General features: G+C 63.6%; 15 protein-coding genes. 3 read left to right on the top strand and 12 right to left on the bottom strand.

Going from position 1 to position 16013, the window contains the following annotated elements; genetic code table 11:
• Positions 1-65 precede the first annotated feature (65 nt).
• Entirely contained in the window at positions 66-1109 is a 1044-nt protein-coding gene (locus ACNKU3_RS20195) for an OmpA family protein (RefSeq protein WP_418261380.1), read from the top strand.
• A gap of 90 nt (positions 1110-1199) precedes the next feature.
• Here the strand turns inward: ACNKU3_RS20195 and ACNKU3_RS20190 are convergent, their stop codons facing one another.
• The 6 genes from ACNKU3_RS20190 to ACNKU3_RS20165 form a co-directional block, all read right to left on the bottom strand.
• Positions 1200-2072, bottom strand: a complete 873-nt coding sequence (locus ACNKU3_RS20190; RefSeq protein WP_418261379.1) for a DUF3014 domain-containing protein — start codon at positions 2070-2072, stop codon at positions 1200-1202.
• A 70-nt stretch (positions 2073-2142) separates the two neighbouring features.
• Positions 2143-2919, bottom strand: coding sequence for an amidohydrolase (locus ACNKU3_RS20185; RefSeq protein ID WP_418261378.1), 777 nt, complete (start codon positions 2917-2919; stop codon positions 2143-2145).
• Positions 2907-4058: a methionine aminotransferase gene (locus tag ACNKU3_RS20180; protein WP_418261377.1), complete on the bottom strand. Its 1152-nt coding sequence runs from the start codon at positions 4056-4058 to the stop codon at positions 2907-2909. The genes ACNKU3_RS20185 and ACNKU3_RS20180 overlap by 13 nt, the downstream gene beginning before the upstream one ends.
• A 250-nt stretch (positions 4059-4308) precedes the next feature.
• Complete coding sequence (locus ACNKU3_RS20175; RefSeq protein WP_418261376.1) at positions 4309-5121, bottom strand: queuosine precursor transporter; 813 nt, start codon at positions 5119-5121, stop codon at positions 4309-4311.
• Position 5122: 1 nt separating this feature from the next.
• A complete protein-coding gene (locus ACNKU3_RS20170) occupies positions 5123-5830 on the bottom strand; it encodes an SDR family oxidoreductase (RefSeq protein ID WP_418261375.1) in 708 nt (235 codons plus the stop codon).
• Between the two features lie 40 nt (positions 5831-5870).
• Positions 5871-6542 (bottom strand): outer membrane beta-barrel protein, encoded by a 672-nt coding sequence (locus ACNKU3_RS20165; protein WP_418261374.1) that lies wholly within the window; start codon positions 6540-6542, stop codon positions 5871-5873.
• A gap of 144 nt (positions 6543-6686) precedes the next feature.
• Between ACNKU3_RS20165 and ACNKU3_RS20160 the strand changes: the two genes are divergently transcribed.
• Both ACNKU3_RS20160 and aqpZ read left to right on the top strand, forming a co-directional pair.
• Positions 6687-7199 carry a 6-pyruvoyl trahydropterin synthase family protein gene (locus tag ACNKU3_RS20160; protein ID WP_418261373.1) on the top strand — a complete coding sequence of 171 codons (513 nt, stop codon included), beginning with the start codon at positions 6687-6689 and terminating at the stop codon, positions 7197-7199.
• A gap of 61 nt (positions 7200-7260) precedes the next feature.
• Positions 7261-7980: an aquaporin Z gene (gene aqpZ / locus ACNKU3_RS20155; RefSeq protein ID WP_418261372.1), complete on the top strand. Its 720-nt coding sequence runs from the start codon at positions 7261-7263 to the stop codon at positions 7978-7980.
• Between the two features lie 64 nt (positions 7981-8044).
• Here the strand turns inward: aqpZ and prlC are convergent, their stop codons facing one another.
• The 6 genes from prlC to ACNKU3_RS20125 form a co-directional block, all read right to left on the bottom strand.
• Positions 8045-10072 (bottom strand): oligopeptidase A, encoded by a 2028-nt coding sequence (gene prlC, locus ACNKU3_RS20150; protein WP_418261371.1) that lies wholly within the window; start codon positions 10070-10072, stop codon positions 8045-8047.
• Between the two features lie 996 nt (positions 10073-11068).
• Entirely contained in the window at positions 11069-11611 is a 543-nt protein-coding gene (gene thpR, locus ACNKU3_RS20145) for an RNA 2',3'-cyclic phosphodiesterase (RefSeq protein WP_418261370.1), read from the bottom strand.
• Positions 11611-12972, bottom strand: a complete 1362-nt coding sequence (locus ACNKU3_RS20140; protein ID WP_418261369.1) for a DEAD/DEAH box helicase — start codon at positions 12970-12972, stop codon at positions 11611-11613. The genes thpR and ACNKU3_RS20140 overlap by 1 nt, the downstream gene beginning before the upstream one ends.
• Before the next feature lie 5 nt (positions 12973-12977).
• Entirely contained in the window at positions 12978-13958 is a 981-nt protein-coding gene (gene cysK, locus ACNKU3_RS20135; RefSeq protein ID WP_418261368.1) for a cysteine synthase A, read from the bottom strand.
• A gap of 355 nt (positions 13959-14313) precedes the next feature.
• Positions 14314-14772: a TlpA family protein disulfide reductase gene (locus ACNKU3_RS20130; RefSeq protein WP_418261367.1), complete on the bottom strand. Its 459-nt coding sequence runs from the start codon at positions 14770-14772 to the stop codon at positions 14314-14316.
• Positions 14769-15998, bottom strand: coding sequence for a YihY family inner membrane protein (locus ACNKU3_RS20125; RefSeq protein ID WP_418261366.1), 1230 nt, complete (start codon positions 15996-15998; stop codon positions 14769-14771). The genes ACNKU3_RS20130 and ACNKU3_RS20125 overlap by 4 nt, the downstream gene beginning before the upstream one ends.
• Positions 15999-16013 lie beyond the last annotated feature (15 nt).

Here is a 16013-nt window from a genome sequence, read left to right as displayed (position 1 = left end):
CTGTTGCTTACTCGAATATGTGCTACCTTTTCCAAAGAACAACATTCCGCAAGGGGGAAGTTACAATGAAAAAACTCATCATGGCTGCCGGCGTTGCCTGTGGCATTGCCGCTTCTGCATTTATGCAACCGGCTGTCGCTGATGTGCCTCTGACAATCAATGCCGGCTATGGTTACTGGAGTTTCGACAACGACCGCGGTCTCGACGACGACGGTACTCCGTGGGCCGGTCTCGAGTGGGCCTTCAACGACACGCTGGCCGTGGAACTGATGGGCACCTACGGCAGCTTCGATATCGAGGACACCAACGGCGAAGTCGACCTGGGCTCCTACCAGCTGGGCCTGATGTTCTACGCAGGCAGCTACAAGGGTGGTCCCAACCGCGTTCGCCCCTACCTGACCTTCGGTATGGCGCAGACCGACATGGACTCAGACGACAGCGACGCCTACGACGATACCGAGTCAGCCGCCTACATGGGTGCCGGCCTGCGCTACATGATCACCCCGGCCTTCGGTGCGCGTTTCGATGCTCGCGCCGTTCACGGCCTGGATGACGACGATACCGATATCCTGGTGTCCGCCGGCCTGAACTACTACTTCGGCGACACTTCTGAAGACGTCATGGGAGCTGGCGCGGCCACTACCGTAGACGGCGACGAAGACGGCGACGGCGTTCCGGATTCCCGCGACAAGTGCCCCGGCACTCCCGCTGGCACCCGCGTTGACGCAGACGGCTGCCCGCTGCCTGTGACCCGCGTCGCTTCCATCAAGATGATGGTCAACTTCGCATTCGACTCCGACGTGGTTCAGGAGCAGTACTTCAACGATATCAGCGAACTGGCTGCCTTCCTGAAGCGCTTCGACCAGGTTGACGTCGACATCGAAGGCCACACCGACAGCACCGGCCCCGACAACTACAACATGACCCTGTCCCAGCGTCGTGCCAATGCAGTAGTCGATGTACTGGTGAACAAGTACGGCATCGACCGCAGCCGCCTGGAGCCGAAAGGTTACGGCGAGACCCAACCGGTTGCTGACAACGGCACCAAGGAAGGCCGCGCAGAAAACCGTCGGGTTATGGCGACCCTCGAGGTTGAATACGAAGACTGATACGCTCAGTCAGGCGAAGGCGGGGTTTTTACCCCGCCTTTTTTTTGCCTGCTGAAAACCCCCGGTGATTCCGGGGGTGAGTGGAGGGGTTTAATTGCCGAGTAATTCGGCGCGCAGTTCGCGGGCCTTGGCCTGGATGATACGCTGGTTGTCGGGCCCCATCCGCATCAGTTGCTTGGCCAGGGGAGTCTGCTGTTCCAGTGAGGGGTCGACGTACTTGTAGGTGGTGACGTCCTTGACCAGCTCCGGCGGGATGTCGAGCACCGGTGCAGCGATGATCTGGTCGAGGGCCCTGATCAGGGTATTGTCGAGGTCATCCGCCGGGTAGCCCAGGGCGGAGTAGGCCTCTTCCAGCAAACCGCGGAAGGTGTGGAAGGCGGAGCCGAGGTGTTCCGCATTCAGCGCGTCTACGGCCTGGGCATAGGCGTCGTAGCGGTGATAGCTTTGCGGGTCCAGCACTACACGTTCCATGCCTTCCTCGACGCTAAACTTGCCCTCTACGGGCGGCAGCGCGAGCACCTTGCGCAGCAGTGAACCACTGCTGGTCGCGTCGATGACGGCGGTCGCCCGCTCGATCAGGTTTTCCTGGTTGAGGCTCGGCTGGAACAGGGGGCTGTCGAGATCACTGGCGAGGGATGCGCGTACCGCCGGATCGCTGGTCGCCAGCGTCAGGGGCGGTGGCGGGGGTGGCGCGTTGGGTTCCGCGGCTTCGGTGACCTCGGGGGCTACCTCTACGGCCTCCACAGGGATGTCCGGTGTAGGCTCGACGACGGGTGCGGGTGGCTCGGCGGGATTGATCACCAGGGCCGGAGGTACTTCCGCTATTGGTTCTTCATTCGTGCCGCTGATGTACCAACCGATGGCAAACATCGCTGCGGCAACCCCGAGTACGATTGGTAACTTCGGAAAGCCGCCACTGCGCCGCGGTTCATCGGTGTAACGATCCTCTGCGTCTGCCTGCATGTATAGTCCCCGTATATTCAGTTATGGATATGCAAAGTTTGACTCGCGGTTCGCCGGGTGGTTCCTCTGCTCAATCGAGGTCGATGCTGAAACTGTCGGCATCCATCCACGCGGGAAAGGACTCCCGGTAGCGTTGCAAGTTCTCTGCATAAAGTGTAGCAGAGGCGCAGCCGGCAGCTGCCAGCGGGTCCGCGAGCACGCTGCCGTCCGCGGCGACAGCGAGGCTGTCACCGCTGTAGTGCAGGCCCTTCGCGTCGTCGCCAATCCGGTTCACCCCGACCACGCAGGCCTGGTTCTCGATGGCCCTGGCAACCAGCAGGTGCCGCCAGTGAAAACGCCGGCTGGAGGGCCAGTTTGCCGGATAAACGGCGAGGTCATAGTCGTTGCGATTGCGGCTGAATACCGGGAAACGCAGGTCGTAACAGACCTGCAGGAGGATGCGCCAGCCGCGCCATTCGACGATCACCCGCTGGTTTCCGGCCAGGTAGCGCTTGTGTTCCCCGGCCATCCGGAACAGGTGACGCTTGTCGTAGTGGCTGATGCCATCGGGTGTCGCGAACAACATGCGGTTATAGGCGCCGCCCTCGCCGCGTACGGCGATACTGCCGGTAATCGCGCAGTCCAGTACCCGGGCCTGGGCCAGCAGCCATTGCTCGGTTTCACCGCCGGGATCCTCGGCGTTGGCGAGGGCGTTCATCGAAAAGCCGGTGGTGAACATCTCGGGCAGCACCACGAGGTCCGTCGCTCCGGAGAGTCCCGCCAGGGCGTCCTCGATTTGTGCCCGGTTATCCGCAGGCGCCTCCCAGGCAAGTTCCCTCTGCAGCAGGGTGACGATCAGATCTTGCATAACAACTCCGCGGCCTTGAGTAGTGTGGCATCGCTTTTGGCGAAGCAGAAGCGCAGCAGGCTTTGCGCCGGCGGCTGCTGGTAAAAAACTGAAATCGGTATCGAGGCGACACCGTATTCGCGGGTCCAATCCTCGCACAGCTGGTAGTCGGGTAAACCGCTGATGGCGCTGTAATCCAGCAACTGGAAATAGGTGCCGGCGCTGGCTTGCAGGCGAAAACGCGAACCTGCCAGTGCCTCGATAAACAGGTCGCGCTTTTCCTGGTAGCGTTGCGCGAGAGTCAGCGGGTAATCCGGTTGCTGCTGGAGAAAATCGGCAATCGCTTTCTGTACCGGGGTGACCGCAACAAAAGCCACGAACTGGTGCACCTTGCGCAACTCCGCCGTCAGTGCCGCCGGGGCGACGCAGTATCCGGTTTTCCAGCCGGTGACGCTGAAGGTCTTGCCGAACGAATAATGGACAAACGCGCGCTGGCGCAGCGCGGGCCACTGCAGCGCGCTGTAGTGCTGCCGGCCGTCGTAGACCAGGTGCTCGTAGACCTCGTCGCTCGAGACCAGCAGGTCATGGCGTTCGGCGAGTTGTGACAGGACCTCGAGATCCTGCCGTCCGAGGACGCTGCCGGTTGGATTGTGCGGGGAGTTGATCATCAGCATGCGGGTGCGGGGCGTTATCGCAGCCTCCACGGCGTTCCAGTCCACCGCAAAGTCCGTACCGGCGAGTGCCACGTGTACCGGCATGCCGCCGGCCAGTTGCACGGCCGGCGCATAGCTGTCATAGCAGGGGTCGAGCAGGATGACTTCGTCCCCCGGATGCACGCAGGCCATGACACAGCAGAATATTCCCTCGGTGGCGCCGGGTACGATGGTGATTTCATCGCCCGGGTCAACGTTGACCTGGCGGTGGCGGCGCAACTGCTCGGCGAGTTGCTCGCGCAGTTCCGGCAGCCCGGCCATGGGGGCGTACTGGTTGAAGCCGTCGCGGCTGGCCCGCGCCAGCGCCTCCACCAGGCCATCCGGAGGCGGAAAGTCCGGATAGCCCTGGGACAGGTTGATGGCCCCGCTGTCGGCAGCCAGTGCGGACATGCGGGTAAAAATCGTGGTGCCCGTAGCGGGTAATTTACTGACTGGCATGCGGGTCATGATACGTATCCGCGAGGGTCAAGGGTATGGTGAAGGGGCGGCGCGCTCTGGCTGGCCCGGAATCAGACTATATATACTACATTGAGCATGCAGTATTGGAGTCTATTCCCAACTGATCGTTACAGACCTTGGTCCGTGAGACCAGGCAACGCGATCAGCGACCGGAATCACTGGGTGCCGGCGACGGAAAGCGCAGGGGCGCGCGGCGTAAGCCGGGACCGTGGACGCCGCCCGGGGCGCCCGTTGCAGCTCAGGCCTGCGCGGCGATCTGCCCGGGTTTCAGGTGCAGGTACTTGCGCAGCTTGTAAACGAAAAAGTAGAACGGTCCGGTATCCATCACGGCCACCATGGCCTTGAACAGGTAGTTGGAGCCTATCAGTACCAGCAGGGTTTTGAAGGTCAGTTCGTCGCGCAGGAAGGCCGCGCCGAAGGTCACGCTGACCACGGTGATTGAATCCACCATCTGGCTGATCAGGGTGCTGAAATTGTTGCGAATCCACAGGTGCTTGCCGCGGGTAACCCGCTTCCAGAAATGGAACAGCTGCACATCACAGTACTGGGCGGCGATATAGGCCAGCATCGAGGCGAACACCGCGCCTGAGGTGGTGGCGTAGATCAGCTGGTAGAGGCCGACACTTTTCTCCACTATCTCGCCGTTGGGCAGGGCTACCGGCGCCGCCAGTTGCAGGATCTGCCAGGGCGGCATGTTTTCCACGGGTACCGACGGGATGCTGTTGCCCAGCAGCAACATGCCGATGATAAAGAAGTTGAGCCCCAGTCCCACGGTCACCAGGAAGTTGGCGCGGGCCTTGCCGTACAGCTCACAGATCAGGTCGGTGCAGAGGAAGGTCAGGGGGTAGGGGAGCACACCCACCGCGAGCGCCATCGGCCCCAGTTGCACAAAGCGGGTAATGCCGATCACATTGAGCAGCGTCATGGCGCAGAGGAAGGTCCCCGCCAGCACCAGGAATACCCGTTCGCGGCGCTCGCGCAGCCAGGGCGGAGCGTGGGTCTCGGGAACCGCGATGCCGGGCGTGTCTTCCTGTGACTGGCGTTCAGGCATCTCAACTCTCCCGCTGGCCGAGGTTGGCGTGCAGCACGGCGCCATTGATTACCGGGTTGTGGTGGGCCCAGTGAATCAGTTCGGCGATTTCGCCCGGTGCGATCAGCCGGTTGAAACTGTTCATGCCCGCGATGGCCGCCTCGACAGCCGGGTCGGTGCCGATGTGGGTGCGCAACATCTCGGTATCGGTAAAGCCCGGGCAGACCAGCGCGGTGTGGATTCCGCTGCCCATCAGGTCCTGGCAGGTGGCGCGCATCATCCCCGCCTGGGCGTGCTTGCTGATGACGTAGGTGAAGGAACCGGGTACCGCCTTCTCGGACAGCGTCGAGCCCACGTAAATGATGCTGGAACCGCTGCCCATTTGCGGCAACAGTCCCTGGTTCAGGCTGTTGATGGCGACGATATTGGTTTCCAGTACCGCGCGCAGGCTGTCGCTGTCGCAGGCATTGGCGGCATCCTTGCGCATCTGGCTGGCGTTGTGTACCAGGGCGACGCGTGCGCCCCCGGGCAGCGCTGCCCGCAGCGTATCGACACATTCGCCGACCGAGGCGGCGGACGCCAGGTCGCAGTGCAGGTTCTCCACACCCTCCAGCGGGCAGGTGCGGCGCGACAGGTTGAAAACCCGGTAACCGCTGGCGAGGAACAGGCCGGCGGTTTCCCGGCCGATGCCGACGCTGGCGCCGGTAATGATGGCGATGTCAGATGTCATGGGGACTGCTTCCTGTTTACGCTCGTGCGGTACCATGTTCTCAGAAACCGTCCCACAGCATCCAGCCGAGTTCCAGGTTAAATGAGTCGAGCACCGGATCGAAGCCGTGGCTGGCGTCGATCACGCTGCGATTGACGCTGGCCCGGATGAACCAGTCGTTGTTGAATTCATAGCGCAGGCCGGCACCAAAACCCCAGGAAAAGCTGTTGTCGTCGTAGCTGTCGTAGACATTGCTGCAGATGTAGCCCCACCAGGGGTCCCACCAGCAGCCGGTCACCGGCGGTCCGTTGGCGATATTGGAGTCGATGTAGGTCCAGCCGAGGTTGGCGCGCAGGTAGGGGGTGAAGGGGCCTTCCAGCACATTCCAGGTCGCGTTCAGGTTGCCGTTGAAGATGTCCATCTCGTGTTCGACGCTGACCAGTCCCTTCTGCTCGGTGTTGTAAACCGCCTGGTAATCCGGGTTCAGGTAGGAAAATTCAAAGCCCAGGGCGACATGCGCGTCGAGGTTGTAGGCGGCGCCAAAACCGAAACCGACGCTGTTGTCGATCGCTACCTCCGATTGCCGGTTGCCGGAGATGTCCTCAGAGTCGCTGGCGATCAGTGCGAAGGTGGTTTCCCAGCGTTCGGCACGACGGGAGTCCGCCGCGTGGGCGCTGTACAGTGGCAGGCAGGCAAGCAGCGCCGGTAACCACAGGAATTTGATGGTTTTCAAAGGATCAGGTCTCCAGGTCGGGAAATGCGGTGGGGAAGGTGCCCCGGGGCCACCGCAGGCGAGACTATAGTACATTGCCGGAGGCCGTTCCAAGCGCTGCCGTACCGGCTGCGGTGCTTGCGCCCGCCATACGCAGGCGGGACAATGCGGCTAACCCTGAAATCCTGCAAGGCCATGACGGAACTCACTACGCTTCACATCGACAAGCAGCGCCACAAGTTTTCCGCGGCGCATTTCACCATTTTTTCCGCCAACGAGCGCGAACGCCTGCACGGCCACAACTACGCAGTTTCTGCCCGCTTTGTCGCGCCGATGGGCGATAACGGCTTTGCCGCGGACTACAACGTCTACAAGTCACGCCTGTCGATCCTGTGCGAGGAACTGGATGAATACATGCTGCTGGCGGGGGATTCCCCCTACCAGCGCATCGAGGAAGAAGGCGATTACTATCGGGTGTACTTCGACCGCGACGAGATGCTGTTCCTGAAAAGCGATACCCGGGTCCTGCCGATTCGCAACGCGACGGTAGAGGAATTCTCCCGCTACCTGCTCGGGCGCCTGCTGGCGCTGTCCGCCGCGGATGACCTGGTCGAGGTGGAACTGTCAGTCGCCTCCGGGCCCGGACAGCGGGCCAGCAGCCTGTGGCGCCGCGACTGAAGCCCAACTATCCTCAATTGGCCGGGTGTCCGGGTAGGCGGAATAACCAGAGGATTGAACAATGGGCTTGAGCAAAAAAATCGGCGCCGAGTTTATCGGCACCTTCTGGCTGGTTCTGGGTGGCTGCGGAAGTGCGGTTATCAGCGCCGCCTTCCCCGATGTGGGTATCGGCCTGCTGGGGGTGGCCCTGGCCTTCGGCCTTACCGTGCTTACCATGGCGTTCGCCATCGGCCATATTTCAGGCTGCCATCTCAATCCCGCGGTTTCCGTCGGGTTGCTGGTGGGCGGCCGCTTTCCGGCCAGTGAACTGCTGCCCTATGTCATCGCCCAGGTCCTCGGCGGTATTGCGGCCGGCTGCGTACTGTACGTGATTGCCAGCGGGGTCGGCGGTGCCGAATCGGGGTTTGAAACCGCCGGCTTCGCCTCCAACGGCTACGGTGAGCACTCCCCGGGCGGCTACAGTTTCACCTCGGCGCTGGTGTGCGAGATCGTCATGACCTTCATGTTCCTGGTGGTGATCCTCGGCGCCACGGACCAGCGCGCTCCTGCCGGCCTCGCCCCCATCGCCATCGGCCTTTGCCTCACCCTGATACACCTGATCAGCATCCCGGTGACCAATACCTCGGTGAACCCGGCGCGCAGCACCGGGGTCGCGGTGATCGAGGGCGGTTGGGCGCTATCCCAGCTCTGGCTGTTCTGGGTCGCGCCGATCATCGGGGCGGCACTCGCGGGCCTCTTTTACCGCTGGCTGGGCAGCGAAGACCAGGCCGCAGGTAGCTGACAGGCGCAGTTTGACTGCCCGGTCATTTCCCTCTGCCTTGTTCCCGGGAATGACCGGAAGCGTCTCAGGCGGCGATACCGGAGTGCCGCAATAGAGGCTCGATGTCCGGCTCGCGGCCGCGGAAGGCGACAAAGGTTTCCATGGGCTCCCTCGAACCGCCCACCGCGAGTACTTCGCGGCGGAATGACGCACCGGTGTCGGGGTTGAAAATGCCTTCTTCCTCGAAGCGCGAGTAGGCGTCGGCGGAGAGCACCTCCGCCCATTTGTAGCTGTAGTAGCCGGCAGCATAGCCGCCGGCGAAGATGTGCGAGAAACCGTGCTGGAAGCGATTGAACGCAGGCACCGGCACCACGGTGACCAGCTTGCGCACGGCGTCGAGCTGCTCCTGGATGGCCGCGGCATCGCCGCCGGACCAGCGCAGGTGAAGGAGGAAGTCGAACAGCGAAAACTCCAGTTGCCGCGCCATCTTCATCGCCGACTGGAAATTGCGCGCCGCCAGCATCTTGTCCAGCAGTTCCTGCGGCAGCGGTTCGCCGGTCTCGAAATGGCCGGAGATAAACGCCAGCGCATCGCTCTCCCAGCACCAGTTCTCGAGGAACTGGCTGGGCAGCTCCACCGCGTCCCAGGCCACGCCATTGATACCGGAGACCGCCGCCACGGTCTGCTCGGTCAGCATGTGATGCAGGCCGTGGCCGAATTCGTGGAACAGGGTGGTGAGCTCGTCGTGGGTCAGCAGGGCCGGCTGCTCGCCCACCGGGGGGGTGAAGTTGCAGACCAGGTAGGCGACCGGCAACTGCAGGTCACCGCCGCTGATGCGGCGCACCCGGCAGTCGTCCATCCAGGCGCCGCCGCGTTTCTTGCCGCGGGCGTAGAGGTCGAGGTAGAAGCGTGCGATGAGTTCGCCGCCGCGGGTGACATTATAGAGTTTGGCGTCCGGGTGGTAGGTGTCGAAGTCGCTGACCTCTTCCACGGCGACCCCGTAGAGTCGCTGCACCACTTCAAACAGGCCGGGAAGTACCCGGTTGACCGGCAGGTAGGGGCGCACATCCTCCTGGGAGACCGCGTAGCGCTGCTGGCGCAGTTTCTCGCTGTAGTAGCCGACGTCCCAGGCTTCCAGGCTCTCGACCCCGTGTTCCTCCAGCGCGAACTGCGCCAGTTCCTGCCACTCCTGCTGGGCCTGGGCGCGGGACTTGCCGGCCAGTTCCTCGAGGAATTCCACCACCTGGGCCGGGGTGTCCGCCATCTTGGTGGCCAGCGACAGCTCCGCGTAGTTGGCGAAGCCCAGCAGCTGGGCCATTTCCCGGCGCAGGTCGAGGGTTTCCACCATGACCGCCGAGTTGTCCCACTGGCCGGCGTGGGGCCCCTGGTCGGATGCCCGGGTACAGTTGGCCGCGTAGACTTCCCGCCGCAAAGCGGCGTTGTCGCAGTAGGTGAGCACCGGGAAATAGGAGGGGAATTCCAGGTTGATGAGGTAGTCATCCACGCCCGCCTGTTCGGCGGCCTGGCGGGCTCCCGCCAGGGCGCTGTCGGGCAGGCCCTGGAGCTCCTCCCGGGTGACCTGGCGGGACCAGGCATTGGTGGCGTCGAGCACGTTCTCGCCGAACTTGCTGCCCAGCTCCGAGAGCCGCTGGCGCAGCGCGCCGAAGCGCTGCTTTTGATCCGCAGGCAGGGCGACCCCCGCCAGGCGGAAGTCGCGCAGGGCGTTGTCCAGTGACTTGAGCTGCGCCGCATTGAGGCTCTCGCCGGCGCTGTCGCGCAGCGCCTGGTAGGCCTGGTACAGGCCCTCGTGCTGGCCCATCCAGGTGGCGTAGGCGGACAGCAGGGGCAGGCAGGCGTTGTAGGCCTCGCGCAGCGCATCGCTGTTGCACACGGCGTTGAGGTGGGAGACCGGTGAGAATGCCTTGGACAACTCGTCGTCCAGTTCCTCGATGGGTTCGACCAGCCCGCTCCAGGTGAAATCCCCGGCCGCCAGCAGCGCTTCGATGGCGCGCTTGTTGCGCTCGATCAGTTCGCGGATGGCGGGCTCGATATGCGCCACGTCGATGGCGGAAAACGGTGGCAGTTCGTGCTGTTCAAGGAGCGGGTTGGACATGAAAAGTACCTCCAGGTTGAAGCGGCAGTTTACCCCAGACGCGGTGTTTGCACAGTGACAGAACTCTGGTTGTCTGATGGCTTTTCAGTTGGACTGTTTTACGGCTTTACCGCCGTTGTATTGACGCTGGGTGGCGCGGGTTTTTTGCTGCATCGTTGTTGACGGCCTGGCGGCCGCGGCATTGGCGCCGGGCGGTGCATGTCTTTTGCTCCATTGCGGGCGCTTGCGGCGCGTTGGCCTTTGGGTGGCCGGAATTGCCGCGTGGCTGCCGGGTTATGAATGAGTCATGAGATTACATGCTACGTGGCTCCACGGTAGCTGGTGTGGCGGCATGGCGCATCGCGTTGCTGTGGCGGTTCCGCTTGGGGTTCGAGTTCGCACCGACGCCCTCCAAGTCCGCAAAAGACATGCACCACCCGACGCCAATGCGGGTGCCAAACGACGACTGAAGGAACTATGCACGGCCTGCTTGCGGGGTCTCGGATGGAGTAAAGATTCGACGCGGTTGTTTGGAGCCAGGAATCCGGAGCCGGGAATCTGGAATCTGGAATCTGGAATCTGGAGCCAGGAGCCAGGAGCCAGGAGCCAGTCAAACCGGAAACCGGAAGCTGGATCACAATGCGAAAGCCCGGGGTTACCCCCGCGTTGCCAGTGGGTGGGAAGGCTCTTTTACGGACTTGGAGGGCGTCGGTGCGAGCTCGATCCCCAAGCGGAACCACCTCACCACCGCGATGCGCCAACCCACCACACTGACTTTCGTGCAGCCAAGTAGCATGTAATCTCAAGGCTCATTCAAAACCCCGCAGCCACGCAGCAATTCCGGGCACTCACAGGCCAACGCGCCGCAAGCGCCCGGAATGGAGTAAAAGAGCCTTCCCGCCCGCAGGCCACGCAGCGGCCGCCAGGCCGCCCCACGCACCAGGCCGCCCCACGCACCAGGCCGCCCCACGCACCAGGCCGCCCCACGCACCAGGCCGCCCCACACATCAGCCACGCCTACGCCGGATTAAAGCCAGTGCCGAGTTCCCAGCCGGCGACCGGGTGGTAGCTGACACCGCGTTTACCCTGCCGGGACTCCATCAGCAGGAACTCGCTGCAGGAGAGCCGGAAGTCCGGCGCCAGGGCGGGTGCGGGCGGCGCCGCCTCACAGCCGCGGAACAGGGTGACGTGGGCCTGGAAGTGTTCGCGGCGCTTCTCGTGGCCGTGGATAGCGCCGATGCCCCCGAGTTTGCGGGCGAGGTGCTCCAGACTGTCGGGCCAGCTCGCCGGGCCCAGCCAGTAGATGCCCGGGCGCGGCCAGTAACCGACCTGGTCGAGTTGCAGCTCGAACGCGGCGGGCGCCAGCTTTTCCGCTGCGGCGTCGACGTCCTGGCAGAGCGCGTCGAGGCGGGAGTCAGGGATTTCGCCGAGGAAGGCGAGGGTGATGTGGAAGTTGGCCGCGGGTACCGGCCGGCCCAGCAGTGGCAGCTGCTGCTCCCGCCAGGTGGCAATGTCCAGCGCCAGGGGGCCGGGAATGTCCAGCGCGAAGAACAGGCGCATCACTTGTCACCGGGCGACTCGCTGTCTGGATTGCCCCCGGCAGCGGGTTTTGGCCTGGCGCGGGTGAGGGGCGCGAAGCCGTCCGCGGAGACATTGGCGCGGTGCTTGCCGCGACTCTTCTGGTCGCGGGCGCGCTGCTTTTTCTTTGCGGCCGCGGTCTTGTCGGTTTTCTTTTTCTTCGGGCCGACGGCCTTGCCGGAGGATTTCACCTTGCCCGGGCCCTGGTAGCGGGCCTTGAGTCCGGGCACGGCGCTGCGTTCCAGTTCCAGCTTCAGGTAGCGCTGGATACTGATCATCAGGTTCCACTCGTTGGCCCCCACCAGGGATATGGCCAGGCCCTGCGCACCGGCCCGGCCGGTGCGACCGGTGCGGTGCAGGTAGTCGTCGCCGCTGCGCGGCAGGTCGTAGTTCACCACCAGGTCGATATCGGGTACGTCGAGGCCCCGCGCCGCGAGATCGGAGGCGCAGAGCACCTGGATCCGGCCATCGCGAAAGCGGGTCATGACCGCCTTGCGCTCCTCGGTGGTCAGTTCGCCGTGCAGGCAGGCGGTTTTCAGCTCGCCGCCGGCCAGCTGGTTGGCCAGCCGCTCGGCGATGCTGCGCTGGTTGGCGAACACCAGCGCCCGGCGGAATTCCTGTTGCTGCAGCAGAGCGGCCAGCAACGCGTCCTTGTGGCTGGGGCTGTCGGCGAGGATGTGCTGGTGGCGGATGCCTTCGCTGGCACTGCGCGGCGGGTCGATGTTGATGGTTTGCGGCTGCTGTAGCAGGGCCTGCGCAACGCTGCCGAGCCCGGCGTGATTGAGGGTGGCGGAGAGCAGGACGACCTGGCGCTCGGGCGGGCAGAATGCGGCGATCTGCAGCACCTCGTCGCGAAAGCCCATGTCGAGCATGCGATCGGCCTCATCGAGGACCAGGGTGCGCACGGAGGCTAGGTCCGCGCTGCCTTTCTCGCAGTGCTCCAGCAACCGGCCCGGTGTGGCGATGATCACCTCCGGGTTTTTCCGCAGCTCCGATTTCTGGTATTTGAAATCCGCGCCACCGGTGAGGGCCATGGCGTTCAACGGGGTTTTGGCGGCCAGGTCACGGCAGTTTTTCAGTACCTGCCGGGCCAGTTCCCGGGTCGGCACCAGCACCACGGCCAGCGCGCCCGACTTGCGGCTCGCCGGCTCGGCGAGGATGCGCTGCAGGGCGGGCAGCAGGTAGGCCAGGGTTTTGCCCGAACCGGTCTGGGCGCTGATCCGCAGGTCGCTGCCAGCGATAAGTGCGGGTACGGCAGCGGCCTGTACCGGAGTCGGGGTTTCGAGTCCCAGGTTTTCAAGGCCGAGGCGCAGGCCGCGGTCCAGTTCCATATCTTCAAACATCGGCTTTAGCTTACGGTCGACTGTACAGTCTCGTTGTCACTGAAACGGCCGGCAAACAGGGCCGAGGTAAGGTAGCGTTCACCGGAGTCGGGGAGTATGGCCACGATCATCTTGCCGGCGTTTTCCGGACGCTCTGCCAGCCGGGCCGCCACGGCCATGGCCGCGCCGGAGGAAATACCGGCGAGGATGCCTTCCTCCTGCATCAGCCGGTGGGCGTATTCCATGGCTTCCTCGCTGGATACCCGCTCGACCACGTCGACCATGGCCAGGTCGAGATTGGCGGGCAGGATGCCGGCGCCGATACCCTGGATTTTGTGCGGTGCGTGGGTGGGCTCTTCTCCGGCCTTGGCCGCGGTGACGACTGTCGAGGTGTCCGGTTCCACCGCGACTGTGGTGATCGCCTTGCCCTTGCTGTTCTTGATGTAGCGCGATATCCCCGTCAGCGTGCCGCCGGTACCGACGCCGGAAACCAGGATGTCGATCTGGCCATCGCTGTCATCCCAGATTTCAGGGCCGGTGGTCGCCTCGTGAATGGCCGGGTTGGCGGGGTTCTCGAACTGGTGGGGGCCCCAGTACTTGTCCGGGTCGGAGGCGATGATTTCCTCGGCCTTGGCGATCGCCGCCGGGATTCCCTTGGCGCCGTCGGTAAGCACCACTTCTGCCCCCAGGGCCTTCATCAGCATGCGCCGCTCCAGGCTCATGGTATTGGGCATGGTGAGGATGCAGCCGTAGCCCTTGGCGGCGGCGACGAAGGCCAGGGCGATGCCGGTATTGCCGCTGGTGGGCTCGACAATGGTCATGCCCGGCCGCAGGCTGCCGTCCTGTTCGGCTGCGGCCACCATGCTGGCGCCGATCCGGCATTTCACCGAATTGGCCGGGTTGCGACTCTCGAGCTTGCCGTACACATTGCCGGAGGTTATGTGGTTGATTCTGACCAGGGGGGTGCCGCCGATGGTTACCGCGTTGTTCTCGTAAAGCTTGCCCATTGTGAACCTCCTCCGATGTGGTATCTGGCAGCGCGATCGCAGCCCAAGCCTAGCCTGTCGCGCTGCTGCTGTCCACGCAAGGGCCCGCGGTGCCCAGCGCCCGCCGCCGCCCGTTCCAGTGGCCGCGCATGGTATGCGCGCAGGTGTCCCGCGGCAAAGAAAATGGCGATTTTTTTTCACTGGCGGGAACTTCATGCCAGCCCCCGGGTCAGACCTTTCGACAACAGCGAGTGCTTGGCTTGTTGTCAGTGGATGTCCAGGTTTCTCTGTGAGACTTCACTGGTGTTTAGTGTGGATTCGGCCCCTTTTTGGGGCCGCTTTTTTTTCTGCTGGCGGTGCCGGTTGACCCTGTCCGCTATTCAGTTCCCGCGCCCGTCGCTCCGCGCAGGGACTCCAGCGTCTGTGGCCCCATCAACGTTGCGGTAATTTCGCCTTGCGGGTTGATCACGACGGTGGTCGGCAGGGCCCTGGGGCGCTCGATGCCCAGTACCCCCGATGGGTCTTCCAGGATCAACGGGAAGGCGATGCCCAGGGCATCGACCTGGGCCTGCAATTCCTCTCCGCGAGCACCGTCGAAATTCACCCCGAGGACTGCGACCCCCGGGGTGTGGGATGCCAGTTCGTTCAATTCCGGTATTTCCTTGATACAGGGTTTGCACCACTGGGCCCAGTAGTTGATGACTACCCATTGGCCGCGGTAGTCCTGCGGCTGGAACCGGGCCAGGTTGCCGGTGGGGGTCGATTGGTCCGCTGTGCAGGCGCACAGCAACAGCAGGGTGATGGCCAGGGGCCACTGCGGCTTGGTGAGTCTCATTGGCTGTAGAGTTCGGCGAGTGAAAGTTGCAGTATTTCCCGCTGGTTCTGGCGTTGCGTCCGCAGCAGGTCCCAGGCGGTCTTCTGCCAGCCCAGGTGGGTGGTGATTTCTCCCTGTTCCAGGGGCAGTTCGTCCGCGATCCACTCCTTCAGCTGCCAGAGGTAGAGTCCGTGCAGGTCCCGGCACAGCAGGTAGTGCCCGCGGTCGTTCTGGGTGAGGATGTTGTGTTCCATCAGCAGGTCGCGCAGCCGGCGCCAGGTTTCGCTGTCGAGGCCGCGGGTCACCACGTGGCGGCCGTTGAGCAGTTCAATTTCCCGCACGGAATGTCCCGCCTGCTGCTTTTCCCAGAACAGGTAGAGGACGTCCAGGGCCTTCAGCAGGGTGGGCCGCGCCGCCTGTTCCTCGTCCTGGTAGGCGGAGAGGCTGTGCACCAGGATGCCGCCCATCAGCACGATGTTCCAGGACAGGTAGATCCACAGCAGGAACAGGGGGACGGCGGCGAAGGCCCCGTAGATGAAGGTATAGCTTGAACCGACCACCAGGTCGGTAAACACGCTGCGGGCGATATGGAAGGCAATGGCCGCCACCAGCCCGCCGACCACCGAGTGCTTGAAGGGCACCCGGCAATTCGGAACAGCGACATAGAGCAGGGTGAACGCCCCCATGCTGAGCAGCAGGGGGGCGATTTTCAGCAGCAGGGCCTTGGCGCCGAATATGTCGTACTCGTCGACCACGCCGGTAAACGAAGCCAGGTAGGTGCTGATGCCCAGGGCCAGGCCCAGCGCCACCGGTGCCAGGCTGAGCACGGCCCAGTAGAGCAGGAAACTGGAGACCGGGCTGCGGTTCTCGCGGGCGCGCCAGATCAGGTTGAAGGCCTTTTCGATGTTGCGCAGCATCAGGACCGCAGTGACCACCAGGAACAGGATGCCCGGGCCGGTCAGGTTCTTGGCCTGGCGGGAGAAGTCGCTGAGGTAGTTTTCCACGTCGGAGCTGGTCTCCGGCATCAGGTGCTGGAACAGGAACTCCTGCATCTGCACTTCCAGCCCCTGGAAGGTGGGTATGGCGGAGGCCATGGTGTACAGCACCGTCAGCAGGGGCACCATGGCGAACAGGCTCATGTAGGTCAGTGCGGCTGCATTCTGGGAACAGCGGTCGGCGCTGAACCGGGAAAACAGGTATTTGATACGCCGCCACGCCCCTTTGAGTATTGGTCTTATTTCCTCCATGGGCAGCATTATGGC

The organism is Haliea sp. E17 (assembly GCF_048323675.1).
GTDB lineage: Bacteria > Pseudomonadota > Gammaproteobacteria > Pseudomonadales > Halieaceae > Mangrovimicrobium.
Note: the sequence above shows the minus strand (reverse complement) of the source record. Positions and strands in the feature narration are given on the sequence as shown.